This window comes from Sporosarcina sp. P34 (assembly GCF_002743375.1).
Lineage (GTDB): Bacteria > Bacillota > Bacilli > Bacillales_A > Planococcaceae > Sporosarcina.
On the sequence record NZ_PDZC01000001.1, the window covers coordinates 474226 to 491132 of the forward strand.

16 protein-coding genes are annotated in these 16907 nt (G+C 42.1%); 13 read left to right on the forward strand and 3 right to left on the reverse strand.

From position 1 onward, the window contains the following. Positions 1-38: 38 nt before the first annotated feature. On the forward strand, positions 39-1046 hold the full coding sequence (holA, locus tag CSV63_RS02400) for a DNA polymerase III subunit delta (RefSeq protein ID WP_099694380.1): 1008 nt from the start codon (positions 39-41) through the stop codon (positions 1044-1046). A 50-nt stretch (positions 1047-1096) separates the two neighbouring features. Here the strand turns inward: holA and rpsT are convergent, their stop codons facing one another. Beyond that, the gene (rpsT, locus tag CSV63_RS02405) at positions 1097-1348 is read right to left on the reverse strand and encodes a 30S ribosomal protein S20 (RefSeq protein WP_099694381.1); all 252 of its coding nucleotides are present in this window, start codon (positions 1346-1348) and stop codon (positions 1097-1099) included. A gap of 194 nt (positions 1349-1542) precedes the next feature. On the opposite strand from rpsT, the gene gpr reads away from it, so the two are divergent. The 10 genes from gpr to CSV63_RS02455 all read left to right on the forward strand — a co-directional run bounded on the left by gpr (position 1543) and on the right by CSV63_RS02455 (position 13111). Next, positions 1543-2580 (forward strand): GPR endopeptidase, encoded by a 1038-nt coding sequence (gene gpr, locus CSV63_RS02410; RefSeq protein WP_099694382.1) that lies wholly within the window; start codon positions 1543-1545, stop codon positions 2578-2580. A 53-nt stretch (positions 2581-2633) separates the two neighbouring features. Further along, complete coding sequence (gene spoIIP, locus CSV63_RS02415) at positions 2634-3434, forward strand: stage II sporulation protein P (protein ID WP_233191929.1); 801 nt, start codon at positions 2634-2636, stop codon at positions 3432-3434. 83 nt (positions 3435-3517) lie between these two features. After that, entirely contained in the window at positions 3518-5341 is a 1824-nt protein-coding gene (gene lepA, locus CSV63_RS02420) for a translation elongation factor 4 (protein WP_099694383.1), read from the forward strand. 71 nt (positions 5342-5412) lie between these two features. Then, a complete protein-coding gene (gene hemW, locus CSV63_RS02425) occupies positions 5413-6552 on the forward strand; it encodes a radical SAM family heme chaperone HemW (RefSeq protein ID WP_099694384.1) in 1140 nt (379 codons plus the stop codon). A gap of 90 nt (positions 6553-6642) precedes the next feature. Next, entirely contained in the window at positions 6643-7698 is a 1056-nt protein-coding gene (gene hrcA, locus CSV63_RS02430) for a heat-inducible transcriptional repressor HrcA (protein WP_099694385.1), read from the forward strand. Next, entirely contained in the window at positions 7695-8276 is a 582-nt protein-coding gene (grpE, locus tag CSV63_RS02435) for a nucleotide exchange factor GrpE (protein ID WP_099694386.1), read from the forward strand. The genes hrcA and grpE overlap by 4 nt, the downstream gene beginning before the upstream one ends. Before the next feature lie 38 nt (positions 8277-8314). Then, complete coding sequence (gene dnaK, locus CSV63_RS02440; RefSeq protein ID WP_099694387.1) at positions 8315-10150, forward strand: molecular chaperone DnaK; 1836 nt, start codon at positions 8315-8317, stop codon at positions 10148-10150. 136 nt (positions 10151-10286) lie between these two features. Continuing rightward, entirely contained in the window at positions 10287-11408 is a 1122-nt protein-coding gene (gene dnaJ / locus CSV63_RS02445) for a molecular chaperone DnaJ (protein WP_099694388.1), read from the forward strand. A gap of 15 nt (positions 11409-11423) precedes the next feature. Beyond that, on the forward strand, positions 11424-12368 hold the full coding sequence (prmA, locus tag CSV63_RS02450; RefSeq protein ID WP_099694389.1) for a 50S ribosomal protein L11 methyltransferase: 945 nt from the start codon (positions 11424-11426) through the stop codon (positions 12366-12368). Positions 12369-12370: 2 nt separating this feature from the next. Continuing rightward, positions 12371-13111 (forward strand): 16S rRNA (uracil(1498)-N(3))-methyltransferase, encoded by a 741-nt coding sequence (locus CSV63_RS02455; protein ID WP_099694390.1) that lies wholly within the window; start codon positions 12371-12373, stop codon positions 13109-13111. A 154-nt stretch (positions 13112-13265) separates the two neighbouring features. Here CSV63_RS02455 and CSV63_RS02460 read toward each other — a convergent pair whose 3' ends face one another. Beyond that, positions 13266-13748, reverse strand: a complete 483-nt coding sequence (locus CSV63_RS02460; RefSeq protein ID WP_099694391.1) for a hypothetical protein — start codon at positions 13746-13748, stop codon at positions 13266-13268. 11 nt (positions 13749-13759) lie between these two features. Then, positions 13760-13915 (reverse strand): hypothetical protein, encoded by a 156-nt coding sequence (locus CSV63_RS16400; protein WP_158233891.1) that lies wholly within the window; start codon positions 13913-13915, stop codon positions 13760-13762. 276 nt (positions 13916-14191) lie between these two features. Between CSV63_RS16400 and CSV63_RS02465 the strand changes: the two genes are divergently transcribed. Then, a complete protein-coding gene (locus CSV63_RS02465) occupies positions 14192-15409 on the forward strand; it encodes an MFS transporter (RefSeq protein WP_099694392.1) in 1218 nt (405 codons plus the stop codon). A 39-nt stretch (positions 15410-15448) separates the two neighbouring features. Then, positions 15449-16855, forward strand: a complete 1407-nt coding sequence (locus CSV63_RS02470; RefSeq protein WP_099626499.1) for a M20 family metallopeptidase — start codon at positions 15449-15451, stop codon at positions 16853-16855. Positions 16856-16907: the final 52 nt, after the last annotated feature.

Here is a 16907-nt window from a genome sequence, read left to right on the forward strand (position 1 = left end):
TTTTTAGTAGCAAGCAATCGGTAATTGAGGTGAAGAAAGTGGTTACAAAAATTTGGAGTCAAATTGAAAAAGGCGATGTGCAGCCAGTTTATCTTCTGACAGGCACCGAGCAACACTTACTGGACGAAACAATTAAGAGATTAATTAAAGCAGTGCCTGGTATGACATCATCTGACGTGAATCGATTTGATTTAGAGGAGATTCCAGTCCAGGCTGTGCTCGAAGTGGCGGATGAATTTCCGTTTTTAGTCGACCATAAATTAATAATCGCAAAAAACTGTTCATTCTTAAAAGCGACGGATCATTCGAAAGAAAAGCAAAATCATCAACTTGAACTGTTGGAAAAGTGGCTAGAAAATCCCTCTCCTACGGCTACCGTAGTGTTTGTCGCACCTTATGAAAAGCTTGATGCACGAAAGAAAATCACGAAAAAAATAAAGAAACATGCTATTGTCGTAGAAGCGGTTGCGTTACAAGGACAAGATGTATCTACGTGGATTATGCAGCAAGGTAAAGATAAAGGTATTGAATTCGATAAAAGAACAGCTGAATTTCTTATGGAAATGTCTGGAACCGACTTACTGACATTGTCAACTGAAATTGATAAGCTGGCTGGCTTCTTAGCGTTTAAGGGCACCGTGGATAGCAATACAATTGAGCAGCTAGTAACTAGGACACCTGAGATGGACGTATTTCGCCTAACGGATTTATTTGTCAATAATAAACGGGCAGAATCCATCGTTGTCTATCATGATTTAATACGTAATGGGGAAGAGCCGATCATGCTGGCGTCACTCGTTGCGAGTCAAGTGCGTTTAATGATTCATGTGTCAAATTTACGAAAAAAAGGTTATCAGCAACAACAAATCGCTACAACGCTTCGGATCCATCCATATCGTGTTAAATTGATGATGCAACGAAAGCTACCTTCTCTAGAAGTGTTGCTTAAAGCATTGGATAATTTGGCGACTATTGATCTGCAACTTAAAACTACGAGTGGTAATCGTAAGCGGAAATTGGAATTATTTTTAATGAATGGACTATAAGAACGCAAAAAAAGACTGCCGTCACGATGAGGCAGTCTTTTAACATATCATTATTGAGCTTTTTTAGTTAGACGTGATTTTTGACGAGCAGCAGTGTTTTTTGGGATAAGACCTTTACGGGCAGCAGTATCCAATTGTTTCACAGCATCTCTCAAAAGTTCTTCAGCGTTCTCTTCTTTATTCGTAAGAGCCGCATCCGCTTTACGGATTGCAGTACGCATAGAAGCTTTTACGTGAGAGTTTTGCTCGTTAGCAGCAGCACTTTGCTTCACGCGTTTAATAGCACCTTTAATGTTTGGCATTTCATTCACCTCCAGCTTTCAGGTAAGGCAAGAGTGTTTCCACAATCATCCGGATATCTCTTTACAACAAGCATTATTTTATCAAAGCTACCGACAGATTGCAAGAAAAAAAGTAAAGTGATTCAACTTTACAGTAATCTATTTGAGAATAAACACCGGTAAATTGCACAAACTTGTTAATAGAGGTGAAGAAAATGAGTGAAATCAATTACTACCGTACGGATTTAATTGATGAAAGTGATGAGTTTGTCAGACATCAGACCAAGCAAGAAGAAAAGAAATTGAAGGAAATGTCCGGAATACATGTCGAAGAACAAACAATCGGTCGAATTAAGGCGACCACAGTTAAAGTGACAGCAGAAGGGGAAGAGGAAATCGGAAAAGCGAAAGGTACATATATTACGCTGACGATTCCGACACTTGCTGTTCACGAGACCGAGGAACTCCAAGTATTATGTAAAGTTGTGGTAGAAAAAATGGACACATTAATTAAAGAAAAGTTACCGGGCGGCGTAAAAAAAGTGTTGTGTGTTGGTCTTGGCAACCGAGAAATTACGCCAGACGCTGTGGGACCGGCTGTTATGGATTATGTGAAAGAAGTTATACCAGATTACTACGAAGCAGATGAGAGTGGTGTCATGGTGTATGCGCCGGGTGTAACCATTCAGACTGGTTTGGAAACTGCTTCCTTCGTTAAAGCGATTGTAGATCATAGTAAGCCGGATCTATTACTTGTCGTTGATGCACTTGCTGCAAGGAGTAGCGCAAGGCTTTGCCGCACGGTTCAGCTAACGGATACTGGTATTCATCCAGGCTCAGGTGTAGGAAATAGCCGCAAAGAGTTATCGGAAAAAAGTCTCGGCATCCCTGTTATTGCCATAGGTGTACCGACAGTGGTGGACGGACCTGTACTAGTGGCAGATGCTATTGACACGATGTTCGGCTATATCGCAGCGAAAATAGAAGAAGATGGCATGCCTTCGTCAAAACTTTCTACAGGTCGGTTCCCTCAACGTTCCACAAAGGATGCGGATCGCACAGCGCTTGGCCCCATATTTGGTGACTGGTCATCGTGGACGCATGAAGAACGAATCCAATTATTTGAAGAAGTGCTGACCAATCAGGAATTGGCGACATTTATTTCTCCAAAAGAAATTGATTCATGGGTCGCAAATTACGCCATTGCATTATCTTCTTCATTAATTACGTGGATTCACAAAGTAAATGAATGAACTAGTCATTGACCTTTTTTCTTCCGCATAGTGTGGAAGATGGAGGGATTACTATGAAAAAAACTTTGCAAATTTGGATGAGCGTTATTTTTGTATTGTTCATCTTTCCTGTCGTCTTGCAATACATTCCCAAACAGCCAACCATATCCACTGCCCTCTCGTTAAAGGAACCGAGCACAATTGTCTACGCATCCAATGTGTTGGAGGAAGATATTCGACCGAAGATAGAAGGGAATGTGTTGATTTATTCGACCCACTCACATGAAGCGTATGAACCGATTACGCAAGCAGCGAACGGAAAAGTGGCGGTATCCCATCATTCGGAGAATATTTTAAAAGTGGGCGAGCGACTAAAAGAAAATTTAATTTCACATGGTTTAGCAGCAGAACAGCTCGATATCGATATTGTGAAAATTATGCAACAAAAAAAGATACCGTATCACCGTTCGTATGCTGCGATTAGACCCTATGTGGAAAAGAAGGTTAACGAGCAATCTTATGACTTAGTCATCGATATGCATAGAGATTCTCTAGGCCCTTCAAAAACGACGCTCACACACGCCGGTCAACGCTATGCGAAAGTGGCATTTGTCATTGGAAGAGACCATCCGTATTACGAACGAAACCTGGCCAAAGCGAAGCAATTGAAAAATGAGATGGAAAAATTAGTGCCTGGCATTACGCGGGAAATCATTATTAAAGGTGGCCGCGGAGTAGATGGTAAATACAATCAAGATCTAAATACCAGCATCATTTTAATTGAAATGGGTGGTGTGGGTAATACAGAAACGGAGATCAATCAAACAGTATCTGTCGTTGGTGAAGCTATTTCCGCTATGATGATTGTGCAATAATCTTTCAAATATTGAAGTCTGAACCGTTCACTGCTATAATTCAAGTAGCTTAAATAGGTACGTACATGTAGGAGTGAACAGTGATGAATCAAGAGCAGAGAGCAACACGTCAAAAAAACATTCGAAATTTTTCTATCATTGCCCATATCGACCACGGGAAATCAACGCTGGCGGATCGGATACTAGAAAAAACAGAAATAGTGAAAACACGTAACATGAAAGCCCAATCATTGGATTCGATGGAGCTAGAACGTGAGCGCGGTATCACCATTAAATTGAATGCTGTTCAGTTAGTTTATACAGCAAAGAATGGTGAAGACTATACGTTCCACTTGATCGATACACCAGGACACGTCGACTTCACATATGAAGTTTCAAGAAGTTTAGCTGCTTGTGAAGGCGCTATTCTTGTAGTAGATTCTGCGCAAGGCATCGAAGCGCAAACATTGGCGAACGTTTATCTAGCGCTAGACAATGATTTAGAAATATTACCTGTTATTAATAAAATCGACCTACCGGCGGCTGACCCAGACCGTGTGAAAAAAGAAATTGAAGATGTGATTGGACTAGACGCATCTGAAGCAGTTTTAGCTTCCGCGAAAGCCGGAATTGGGATTGACGAAATCCTGGAACAGATCGTAGAAAAAGTTCCAGCACCTCAAGGAGATCCGGATGCGCCACTAAAAGCGTTGATCTTTGACTCTCACTATGATCAATATAAAGGTGTTATCGTCAATATTCGTATCGTAGAAGGAAAAGTAAAACCCGGTGATATGATTCGAATGATGGCAACGGGTAAAGAATTTGAAGTACTGGAATTAGGTGTCTTCACTCCAGGTATTTCCCCACGTGACGAATTGACTGTAGGAGATGTAGGATTCTTATCTGCCTCCATTAAAACAGTAGGCGATACGCAAGTAGGGGATACGATTACACTTGTCAATGATCCTGCCGAGGAAGCATTGCCGGGTTACCGTCGTATGAATCCGATGGTCTTCTGCGGACTGTATCCAATTGATACATCCAAATACAACGATTTGCGTGAAGCGCTTGAAAAGCTTGAACTAAATGACTCTGCACTTGAATATGAGCCAGAGACATCTCAAGCGCTAGGCTTCGGTTATCGTTGCGGTTTCCTAGGACTGTTGCACATGGAGATCATTCAGGAACGAATCGAACGTGAATTTAAGATCGATTTGATCACGACAGCACCTAGCGTTATTTATAAAGTAAACTTAACGGATGGCTCGACGATGAACGTCGATAATCCATCGATGATGCCTAGTGCACAAAAAGTAGACTTTGTCGAAGAACCATATGTTAAAGCTTCGATTATGGTACCGAATGATTACGTAGGGTCTGTTATGGAACTTTGTCAGCGTAAACGTGGAGATTTCTTGACGATGGATTATATGGACGCATCCCGTGTCAACATTATCTATGAACTGCCATTAGCTGAAATCGTTTACGACTTCTTTGACCAATTAAAGTCTAGTACAAAAGGGTACGCATCATTGGATTATGAATTAATTGGCTATAAGCGTTCGAAACTCGTCAAAATGGATATTTTGTTAAATGGTGAAACTGTTGATGCGTTAAGCTTTATCGTGCACAGTGACTTTAGCTACGAACGTGGGAAGGCGATTGTTGAAAAACTGAAGTCGTTAATACCAAGACAACAGTTTGAAGTGCCTGTCCAAGCGGCAATCGGGCAGAAAATCGTCGCACGTTCAACCATTAAATCTATAGGTAAAAACGTCTTAGCAAAATGTTACGGTGGAGATATTTCTCGTAAGCGTAAATTGCTTGAGAAACAAAAAGAAGGTAAGAAAAAGATGAAGCAAGTTGGCTCAGTAGAAGTTCCACAAGAAGCGTTCATGGCGGTTCTTAAGATGGATGAAGAATAATTAAATTCAGCGAAAGGGGGCAAAGCGCCCTCTTTTTGCTGTTTACATACTCAAACAAAGGATGTGACAGCATGCGGGGAGTGTATATCCATATACCGTTTTGCCAGCAAATTTGTCATTATTGCGATTTCAATAAAGTATTTCTAAAAAATCAACCCGTCGATCAATACGTCGAATCGATTGGCAAAGAGTTTTATTATATGAAAGAAGCCGGCTTTTCATTTCAAGAAGTGGAAACCGTTTTTTTAGGCGGTGGCACACCGACAGCACTCAACGTTCCCCAGCTCGATCGGTTACTGACAATTGTTTCACAGTATATCGACGTTACGGCATTGAAAGAATTCACAACAGAAGCAAATCCTGATGATTTATCGGAAGGACAACTTTCTATATTGAAGGCAGGTGGCGTAAATCGCTTGTCGATCGGTGTGCAAACTTTCAATGAGCGATTACTGAAACAAATTGGGCGTACGCATTCGAATGAAGACGTGGAGAACGTGATTCAGGCCGCTCGTAAAGTCGGTTTCGAGAACATTAGCATTGATTTAATGTACAGCCTACCGACTCAAACACTGAAAGAATGGGAAGAGACACTTGATCGTGCATTAGCGCTAGATCTGCCTCATTACTCCGCCTATTCATTGATCGTAGAACCGAAAACCGTCTTTTATAATCGAATGGTCAAAGGGAAGTTGCCATTGCCAGGAGAAGACATGGAAGCAGAGATGTTCTCCATGGTAATGGATCGCATGCATGCAGCAGGTCGCAATCAATATGAAATCAGTAATTTTGCTAAACCTGAACATCCTTCGTTTCATAACCTGATTTATTGGGAAAACTCCAACTATGCAGGTATTGGTGCAGGCGCCCACGGTTATATAGGAAAAGAACGTTATGCGAACGTCGGACCGTTGACACACTACATTAATCTATTGGAGGAAGGAAAGTTACCTCGTAAAGAAGTGCATGAAGTAACTCTTGCCGAATCAATGGAGGAAGAAATGTTTCTTGGTCTACGAATCATTGAAGGAGTATCGATGCAAGAATTCGAGCAGAAATTCCAGCGCCCGATTCATCAAGTATTCAGTAAACCGATAGAAAAAATGCAACAACAAGGACTTTTAGAAATCGATGGAGACCAGCTTCGCTTAACTAGACAGGGTGTTTTTCAAGGAAATTCTGTATTTCAGGAATTTTTATTGGGAGATTGAGTTTGATTCGTTGACATATAAAATAGAATTTGATAAATTATGAGTAGTATTAGCACTCGAGGTTAATGAGTGCTAACAGGAGTGATGATCATGTTGACAAACAGACAATTGCTCATACTACAATTGACAGTGAAAGATTTCATCGAGTCTGCCCAACCGGTTGGTTCGAGACAACTGTCGAAAAAGCCGGAAGCGCCATTTAGTTCGGCAACGATTCGGAATGACATGGCGGATCTGGAGGATATGGGTTATTTAGAGAAGACTCACACATCATCTGGAAGAGTGCCTTCCGAAAAAGGCTATCGGTTCTTTGTGGACCATTTATTGCAACCACAAGCTTTGGCCCTGGAAGACAGCTTGCAGTTACGTACGATGTTTCAGGAGAAAGTTGGAGAATCAGAAGAATTAATTCGGAAATCCGCAACCATTCTATCTGACTTAACGAATTATACGTCCATCTTACTTGGACCTGATACCTCTACGCACGCCGTCAAGAAATTCTCTATTGTTCCACTAGATCAACAACGAGCAGTGGCGATTATCGTAACGGATAATGGACATGTGGAAAATCGGATCTTTGATGTGCCACTTGGTCTTACTGCTTCGGAGATTGAGAAGACGGTAAATATTTTAAATGAACGCCTAATCGGCACATCGCTAGTGCAGTTGCAGCAAAAATTGCAACTCGAAGCGAAGCATGTATTTGAACAACATATTCACCAAGCTGAACAACTATTCAGCTCTTTGCAGCAAGCAATGGCAGTGGAGCCGGAAGAGCGATTGTATTTTGGCGGGAAGTTGAATATGTGGAAACAACCGGAATTTCACGATTTCCAGAAGATGCAGTCATTTTTCGAACTAATAGAGAAAGGTAATCCTGCCATGGGGCTTTTCCAAAAAAACGAACAAGGGATCCAAGTTCGTATTGGTTCTGAAAACAAAGTGATTGAAATGGAAGACTACAGCGTGATTACTTCCACGTACTCGGCAGGAGAGAATATGGAAGGTTCCATCGCAATTATCGGTCCGAAGCGGATGGATTACGGAAGAGTTATTACATTGCTCGATATACTAAGCAGTGATTTATCTTCCGCGCTTCATCAGTTAACTATCGGAAAAGACGGAAACGGGAGGCAAGACACGTGAAAGAAAATCAAGAGTTTGAAGAGCAACTAGATGAAAATCTTTCCGAAGATGAGCAAGAGCAAACTAACGCGACAGAACAGCAAGATGTAGAAGAAATCGTCGAAGAGCTCACTTTAGAACAAGAGCTTGAGAAAAAGATAGACGAGTTAACAAAAGCTCTTGAAGAAGAAGAAGGTAAGAAATTACGCGTAATGGCAGATATGGAAAACGTTAAGAGACGAGCTTCACTCGACTATCAAACGTTGCAAACATACCGTTCGCAAAATGTAATGGTTAATATACTGCCTGTACTTGATAACTTCCAACGTGCACTTTCTGTTGAAGCAAAAGAGGAAGAGACGAAGGCCCTCTTAACAGGGATGGAAATGGTTTATCGTTCATTACTAGAAGCTTTAAAGTCTGACGGCCTGGAAGAAATCGAAGCGCTTGATCAAGAGTTTGATCCAAACTTCCATCAAGCAGTAATGACAGGCAATGAAGAAGGAAAAGAATCTGGAATTGTTTTGGAAGAACTGCAAAAAGGATATAAACTGAAAGAACGTGTACTACGACCATCCATGGTTAAAGTAAACGAATAAAAAATTACAGCATTCACATTTTAGGAGGAAAATTACACATGAGCAAAATTATCGGTATTGATTTAGGTACAACAAACTCAGTAGTAGCAGTATATGAAGGCGGAGAAGCGAAAGTAATTCCGAACCCTGAAGGCAATAGAACATCACCGTCCGTAGTTGCATTCAAAAACGGCGAACGACAAGTAGGGGAAGTAGCGAAACGTCAATCCATCACAAACCCTAACACGATCATGTCTGTGAAAAGACATATGGGTACGGACTACAAAGTAGAAGTGGATGGCCAAGAATATTCTCCACAAGAAGTTTCTGCTATGATTCTTCAATACATGAAGGGTTATGCTGAAGAATACTTGGGCGAAAAAGTAACGAAGGCTGTTGTTACAGTTCCTGCGTACTTTAACGATGCACAACGTCAAGCAACAAAAGATGCTGGTACAATCGCTGGTCTTGAAGTAGAGCGTATTATCAACGAGCCAACAGCAGCAGCATTAGCTTATGGTATGGATAAAACGGATGAAGATCAAACCATTCTAGTCTATGACCTAGGTGGCGGTACATTTGACGTGTCCATTCTAGAACTTGGCGACGGAGTATTCCAAGTACGTTCAACAGCTGGTGACAATAAACTTGGCGGAGACGACTTTGATGATATTATCATGGATTACTTGGTACAAGAATTCCGTAAAGAAAACTCCATTGATCTTTCAAAAGATAAAATGGCTATGCAACGTCTAAAAGATGCAGCTGAGAAAGCGAAGAAAGATTTGTCTGGTGTTACATCCACTTCCATCTCTCTTCCATTCATCACGGCTGGGGAAGCAGGACCGCTACACTTGGAAGTTACGTTGACTCGCGCTAAATTCGATGAATTAACAGCAAGCCTTGTAGAACGTTCCATGATTCCAACTCGTCAAGCACTAAAAGACGCAGATCTAACAGCTTCGGACATCGACCGTGTCATCTTAGTTGGTGGTTCTACACGTATTCCAGCAGTACAAGAAGCAATCAAAAAGGTAACGGGCAAAGAGCCGTTCAAAGGTGTAAACCCGGACGAAGTAGTAGCGATGGGTGCAGCAGTTCAAGGTTCAATCTTAGCTGGAGACGTAAAAGACGTTGTACTTCTTGACGTAACACCTCTTTCATTAGGTATTGAAACCATGGGCTCTGTTTTCACAAAACTAATTGACCGTAACACGACAATCCCTACGAGCAAGTCACAAGTGTTCTCTACAGCAGCTGACAACCAGCCAGCAGTAGACATCCATGTATTGCAAGGTGAGCGTCCGATGGCAACTGACAATAAAACATTAGGTCGTTTCCAATTGACGGATATTCCACCAGCACCACGTGGCGTTCCTCAAATCGAAGTAACATTCGACATCGACAAAAACGGTATCGTTAATGTTAAAGCGAAAGATATGGGTACACAGAAAGAACAGAACATCACGATCCAATCTAGTTCAGGCCTATCTGATGAAGAAATTGATCAAATGGTGAAAGATGCGGAAGCACACGCTGAAGAAGATAAAAAGCGTAAAGAAGAAGCAGAACTTCGCAACGAAGCAGATCAATTAGTATTTATGGCTGAAAAGACACTGAAAGATATAGAAGGCAAAGTGGATGAAGCAGAAGTTAAAGAAGCAGAAGCGGCATTAGAAGAATTGAAGGCTGCCAATGAATCTGGAGATCTTGAGGAAATTCGTTCGAAGAAAGAAAAACTTGACGAATTAGTCCAAGCTTTATCTGTAAAACTATATGAGCAAGCTGCTGCAGAAGCGCAAGCGGCTCAAGGCGATGCACAACCTGGTCAAGAAGATGACAGTGTAGTGGACGCAGATTTCGAAGAAGTAGAAGACGACAAAGACAAAAAATAAGTAAATTAAAATAGCTATTGACGGAAAAGTCAAAGTCCGAAATTCCGGCTTTGACTTTTTCGTTTGTTAACTTAACAAAATTCGATATTAACGTGTTACAATGAACAACAGGTAAAATGCGATGAGGGGTGCAATGATGAGTAAACGAGATTACTATGAGGTGCTGGGCGTTTCTAAATCCGCTACGAAGGAAGAGATCCGCAAAGCATACCGTACACTTTCTAAAAAGTACCATCCAGACTTGAACAAAGAAGCGGATGCGGAAGTGAAATTTAAAGAAGTAACAGAAGCATTTGAAGTGTTGAGCGATGAGAACAAAAGAGCCGAGTATGATCAATATGGTCACAATGGGCCAGGTGCAGGCTTCGGTGGATTTGGCGGTGGAGGGGCAGATGGCTTTGGCTTTGAGGATATTTTCAGCACGTTCTTCGGCGGAAGTGCAAGAAGAAGAGATCCAAATGCTCCACAAAAAGGTAATGACTTGCAATATACAATGACAGTCGACTTTATGGATGCCATTTTCGGTAAAGAAACAGAAATTGATATTCCTCGCGAGGAAGAATGTGATACATGTGATGGCACGGGTGCTAAAAAAGGCACAAGCGTTAAAACATGTACGGAATGTAATGGTTCAGGCGAGGTTTCATTCGCTCAAAACACACCATTTGGTCAAGTTGTGAACCGCAGAACATGCCCTACATGTCAGGGCACAGGAAAAATTATTCCTGAAAAATGTGAAGTTTGTCGTGGTAAAGGTCGCGTAACGAAAAACAAAGTCATCAAAATAACGATTCCGGCTGGAGTAGACCAAGGACAACGTCTACGGGTAGGTGGACAAGGTGAAGCAGGAATAAATGGAGGACCTCCTGGAGACTTGTACATCGTCTTTAATGTCCGTCCACATAAACGTTTCATTCGTGAAGAAGATGATATTATATTGGAATTGAACTTGACGTTCCCACAAGCATCATTAGGAGACGAACTCGAAGTGCAAACAGTGCATGGAAAAGTGAAGTTAAAGATTCCAGCTGGTACACAAAACGGCACAACTTTCCGCCTTCGTGGCAAAGGAGTTCCAAACGTACACGGTCATGGAACAGGCGACCAACATGTGATCGTCAAAGTGTTGACTCCGAAAAAGATGACAGAGCGACAAAAGGAATTATTGCGTGAGTTTGCATCAATTGAAGGGGAATCACCTGATGAGTATTCCAGCTCATTCTTCGATAAAATCAAACGCACTTTTAAAGGTGAATGAAAGGATTGACTGACTGTGAAATGGTCTGAAGTTTCCGTGCACACGACACATGAAGCAACTGAGGCAGTAGCGAACATCTTGCATGAAGCTGGCGCGAGCGGAGTCGTAATTGAAGATTCCGAAGAACCTGGAAAAGAACGAGTAGACCAATACGGTGAAATATATGCATTAGATAGAGAGGACTTCCCAATCGAGGGTGTCATTATAAAAGCTTATTTGCCTGTCACTAGTTTCATCAATGAAACAGTTGAAAATCTTGAATTGGAAATTGAAAGTCTCCGTCAGTTTTCATTAAATCCTGGACGCTTTACTATAGGCATTACAGAAGTGGATGAAGAAGATTGGGCTAACTCGTGGAAACAATACTTCCATCCGGTAAAAATATCGAAGCGTTTTACAATTGTTCCTACATGGGAAGAGTATACACCAGTGGAATCTGATGAGTTGATCATCGAACTGGATCCAGGTATGGCATTCGGTACGGGTACACACCCTACGACAGTCCTTTGTTTACAAGCGTTGGAAAAATACCTTAAACCTGATCAGGTGATTGTGGATGTAGGAACAGGCTCAGGAGTACTAGCAATCGGTGCTGCTTTACTTGGGGCAAAACATATTACCGCGCTAGACTTGGATGAAGTCGCTGTACGTGCTGCACAGGAAAATGTGACGTATAACGATGCAGATGATCGCATTACCGTCTTGAAAGGTAATCTTCTCGATTCGATAGAAGAACCGCCCGACATGATTATTGCGAATATATTGGCAGAAGTGATCATGTCGTTTTCCCAAGATGCATATCAACTCGTTAAACCAGGCGGATTATTCATTACATCCGGTATCATCGGTGCGAAACGGGACGAAGTGCGCAACGACTTGATGGCGCAAGGTTTTGAGATTTTGGAAACGGTTCTCATGGAAGATTGGGTAGCGATCATTGCGCGTAAGGGCAGTGAATAATCATGCAACGTTATTTTCTGAATCAACCATTTAATGAGCAACGTCAAGTAGCGATCGGCGGAGATGATTATAAGCATATCGTCAAAGTGATGCGCATGACGCCAGGACAGGAAATACTGACTGTTTATGAGGGTGTAGCTTCGGTAGCAGTGATCGACAGTATATCTGAAGATATCGTTACCGTTTCTCAGCAGAGACAACTGGATAAAAATAATGAGTTACCGATATCCGTAACGATTGCTTGTGGATTGCCTAAAGGCGATAAACTGGATTTGATAACGCAAAAAGGTACTGAACTCGGTATGAGTCGATTGATTCCTTTTGCTGCGAGTCGGTCTATCGTCAAATGGGATGCTAAAAAAGGCGATAAACGTATTGAACGTTTACAAAAAATTGCCAAGGAAGCCGCTGAACAAAGTCATCGTAACCAAGTACCCGAAATTTTATCCGTCCAAAGCGTCAAGCAACTGATTACGTATACAGATTCCTTTAATGTAAAATTGTTTGCGGATGAAGAAGATGCGAAAAGTGAAATGCCGCATAAGATTGCGGACCGTCTGAAAAACGTGTATCATGGACAATCAATAGTAGTTGTTTTTGGTCCGGAAGGCGGATTAGAGCGGGAAGAAGCCGCTCTACTCGAAGATGCAGGTTTCCTTCCCGTGTCGTTAGGACCTAGAATCTTACGCACGGAAACAGCTCCTTTATATGTATTGTCCGCTATGTCTTATGAATTTGAATAAAAGAACTGAACAACTTATGTCTTCAGTTGCTTTTCATACACCGGGCTGTGGGACTGTACACATATATATGATTGCGTAGGAACTCAATAGCACCAAGGCTTCAACTGCTTGGCAAAACTCATCTGAAATGACGATTTCAGGTGAGTTTTTCTCTTTATTCACAGCGGGTTAGAGTAGACTGGTCTGTTTTTATACCAAGCTGACGCTCGATTAATTCGGCCAATAAAGAGTAAGTGCCCTCGCGCGTAATGTTGGTCGTCCTCTGCAAATCAGCACGTGAAGTAAGTCCATTTTGTGTTAACTGCTCAAGTACAGCGTCCTTGTATTCTCCACACTGCATCTTGGCCGGTGCAGCGCTCTTACTATCTGTGAGTAACTTGTAAGCGAAAGTGTGCGTGATGCCGTTAACAAAAGTGATGGATGGTACACACTTGTCCATGAAAATGATATTATCGACGAATGCATCGCTTGTTTTCACTTCGCCTGTTTGTTGTAGCGCATTGATATCTATCTCGATTTCCTCCAAACGCACTTGAATATCACGTTTTCCGAAAAAATCATTCTTCTGACTGATTGCATCCTCACTGAATAGATACAAACCTTCTAAACACATACGGATAATCAATGAATAAATCATGGCTGAGTAATTCAGTGATTGTTTAGTACCAAAACGGGGTTGTTCATTACCACATCTAGGATAGGATGGAAATCGATAACCGATAAAATGAAATTAAATCGTTGGATAGGTTCCAAGTCAAATAAAACCTGTATGTCAATCAGGCTTTCTTGTCGTGTACTAGTCATTGAGCATTTCTCCAGTCTGTTAATGTGTGTGTCGTAACTCCCATTATACAAGATTTGGAGCGGTGCTCTATTTTATTGTTGATTTACACTTAGAGCCGTAAGAGCTCGGAGATATGAAATGGATTCATATAAAAGGAAAGAAGTAAACTTTTCAAATACAGAGAATAAAAAAGTATTGCGTCGCTTTTAAATCTCATTTATAGTAATTGATATAACGTATATTTCGTTAAATATACGTAAAATGAAACAGGAAGTTCTGAAAAAGGAGGTTTCTCTATGGTTTCTGTGAAACAGAGGAATATAATTTTGTTATTACTTTTCATTGGATGGGCGATTGGGAATTTCGATCGGTATTTTATTAACTATGCAGTACTGTCCATAACAGAGGATTTACAATTAAATCCTACCAGTACGGGATTGATTCTTAGTAGTTTTTTTGCAGGGTATGCGCTCATGCAAATTCCCGGCGGCTGGTTGGCTGATAGATTGGGGTCAAGAAGGGTCCTTATTGTCTCCGTTCTAATGTGGTCGATCTTTACGGCTTTGACTGGGGCAGTTTGGTCATTGACTTCGATGATGATCATCCGTTTCTTATTCGGAATTGGGGAAGGTGGATTTCAGCCATCAAGCTCGAAATTGATATCACAAACGTTTCCCATCGACAAAAGAGCTTGGGCTATGTCGATCATGCTGTCATCGGGAGGAATTGTGGCGCTGATCGTACCGCTTCTTTCCGCCTATATGCTGACGACGATAGGTTGGCGTATATCGTTCTTGATCCTCGGTGGTATTGGAATTCTCATCACGATCCTCTTCTGGATCTTCATCAAACCGCCTGCTGATCTTAATGATGAGGAGACGAAACCGGTAGGGAATTCCCAGGCAGGAATTTTCAAGCAAATAATAAAGACGCCACTCATGTTGAATCTGTTTATCGCCTATTACAGCATTTACGCCATTAACTGGGGCTTGGCGACATGGTTGCCGACGTACCTCGTGAATGTCAGAGGACTTGACTTAATTTCACTTGGATGGGCGCAAACAATTCCAGGTTTCGCGATGATTTTTGCGATGTTTTTAGCTGGATATGTCATCGACAGACTTCCGCTTGGCAAGGAAAAAGTGGTTGGCGCAATTTCTTGTATTGTTGTCGGTATCCTCCTATATCTCATGTACAATGCGCCAAGTGTGACAATGTTCGTTGCATATCAGACGATTGTGATTATCTTTATTTCCTTTGTTATGCTTCTGTTGCCGGCAATTATTTTGAAAAGGCTTCCATCCTCCGTGACGGGGACAAGCATGGGTATTGCGAATACAGGAGGTCAGCTAGCCGGTTTTATTACCCCGCTTGCTATCGGGTTTATTGTGCAGACATTTAACGGTTCGTATAATGCGGCTTTTTGGATGCTGATCATTTTCGCCATCATCTGTATGATTTCACTTTTAACGTTGAATTTTCGGAAGGGCGAGCTAGTTCAAGCTGACGCATAAACGCTAACAGCCATTCTTGTAGATAAGGAGAGGAAAATGATGGAACCAATGAAAACGATTTCAGATTTAATTGAACAAAAAAGGGATAAGTTCATTGCGTTAAGCGATAAAATTTGGGAAGTACCCGAATTGTATTTCGAAGAACATCAATCATCCGCCTACTTAATTGGGGCGTTAGAAGAAGAAGGGTTTCAAGTCGAGCAGGGAGTCGCGGGTCTTAGCACCGCTTTTGTCGGGAGTTTTGGAACGGGGAAGCCGGTCGTCGCGATTTTAGGTGAATTTGACGCTTTGCCAGGTCTCAGTCAGAAAAAAGGACTTTCCCATCATGATCCGGTCGTTGAGGACGGAAATGGGCATGGCTGCGGCCATAATCTTCTTGGGACAGGCGCCTTTGCAGCTGCTGTCGCTGTTAAAGAGTATATGGAACAGAACGGTTTGCAAGGGACGGTCCGTTATTATGGTTGCCCTGCAGAAGAAAATGGATCTGGTAAAGCCTTCATGTCGCGGGCTGGTCTGTTTGACGATGTAGATGTCGCGTTATCTTGGCACCCTTGGGATGTACCAGGACTCATGAATATGAAGACACTTGCCAATTACTCTGCGCGCTTCAAGTTCAAAGGGAAGAGCGCTCACGCAGCAGCAACGCCTCATTTAGGTAGAAGTGCGCTCGATGCAGTGGAGTTAATGAATGTCGGTGTCAATTATTTACGGGAGCATATGGTGCCGGACGCAAGAATTCATTATGCGGTTACGGATACAGGTGGCACTTCGCCGAACGTGGTGCAGGCGAATGCCGAAGTCGTCTATTTGATCCGGGCATCGGAAAAGGATGAAGTGGAATCGCTTTACGAAAGGGTTCATGACATTGCACGCGGCGCTGCATTGATGACGGGGACGACGTTTGACGTTGAATTTGTAGGAACTGCGTCCAATCTGATTCCTAATTCTGTCCTTGCTGATGTAATGTATGAAAACTTAGTGAATGTCGGGGTTCCTTCCTATGATGAAACGGATATGGAATTTGCGAAGGAGATCCGGAATACGTTGTCAGCAGAAGATCTGAACAATGCCTATGCAGGACGAGACCGGGAAACAGTGAAAAAGCTGAAGGAAAAGGTTATTGCCGATCTGATTCCGCCCCATTCCTCTACGGAAGCCACTTTATCAGGCTCAACGGACGTAGGGGATGTCAGCTGGGTCGTGCCAACGATGCAATGTCTCACAACTTGTTTTGCTTTGGGCACTCCGCTCCATACATGGCAGGTCGTGTCGCAAGGAGCGACGCCGATTGCGCATAAAGGAATGCTACAGGCGGCGAAAATAATCGCATCCACCGCGCTGCAAGTTATGGAAAACCCGACAATCATTGAACAAGCGAAGAACGAGTTGGCAGACCGCTTGGACGGTAAATCTTATAATTCTTTAATTCCTAAATCAGTAAAATAAATTATTGACAAAAGTCTCAAGTGGACACACTTTCGAGACTTTTTGTTATTTT

Excerpts from the sequence above, each read along its gene's own strand:
- rpsT (WP_099694381.1), bottom strand. The coding sequence starts at position 1,348 with ATGCCAAACATTAAAGGTGCTATTAAACGCGTGAAGCAAAGTGCTGCT.
- gpr (WP_099694382.1), top strand. The coding sequence starts at position 1,543 with ATGAGTGAAATCAATTACTACCGTACGGATTTAATTGATGAAAGTGAT.
- spoIIP (WP_233191929.1), top strand. The coding sequence starts at position 2,634 with ATGAAAAAAACTTTGCAAATTTGGATGAGCGTTATTTTTGTATTGTTC.
- lepA (WP_099694383.1), top strand. The coding sequence starts at position 3,518 with ATGAATCAAGAGCAGAGAGCAACACGTCAAAAAAACATTCGAAATTTT.
- hemW (WP_099694384.1), top strand. The coding sequence starts at position 5,413 with ATGCGGGGAGTGTATATCCATATACCGTTTTGCCAGCAAATTTGTCAT.
- hrcA (WP_099694385.1), top strand. The coding sequence starts at position 6,643 with ATGTTGACAAACAGACAATTGCTCATACTACAATTGACAGTGAAAGAT.
- dnaK (WP_099694387.1), top strand. The coding sequence starts at position 8,315 with ATGAGCAAAATTATCGGTATTGATTTAGGTACAACAAACTCAGTAGTA.
- dnaJ (WP_099694388.1), top strand. The coding sequence starts at position 10,287 with ATGAGTAAACGAGATTACTATGAGGTGCTGGGCGTTTCTAAATCCGCT.
- CSV63_RS02455 (WP_099694390.1), top strand. The coding sequence starts at position 12,371 with ATGCAACGTTATTTTCTGAATCAACCATTTAATGAGCAACGTCAAGTA.
- CSV63_RS02460 (WP_099694391.1), bottom strand. The coding sequence starts at position 13,748 with ATGATTTATTCATTGATTATCCGTATGTGTTTAGAAGGTTTGTATCTA.
- CSV63_RS16400 (WP_158233891.1), bottom strand. The coding sequence starts at position 13,915 with ATGACTAGTACACGACAAGAAAGCCTGATTGACATACAGGTTTTATTT.
- CSV63_RS02465 (WP_099694392.1), top strand. The coding sequence starts at position 14,192 with ATGGTTTCTGTGAAACAGAGGAATATAATTTTGTTATTACTTTTCATT.
- CSV63_RS02470 (WP_099626499.1), top strand. The coding sequence starts at position 15,449 with ATGGAACCAATGAAAACGATTTCAGATTTAATTGAACAAAAAAGGGAT.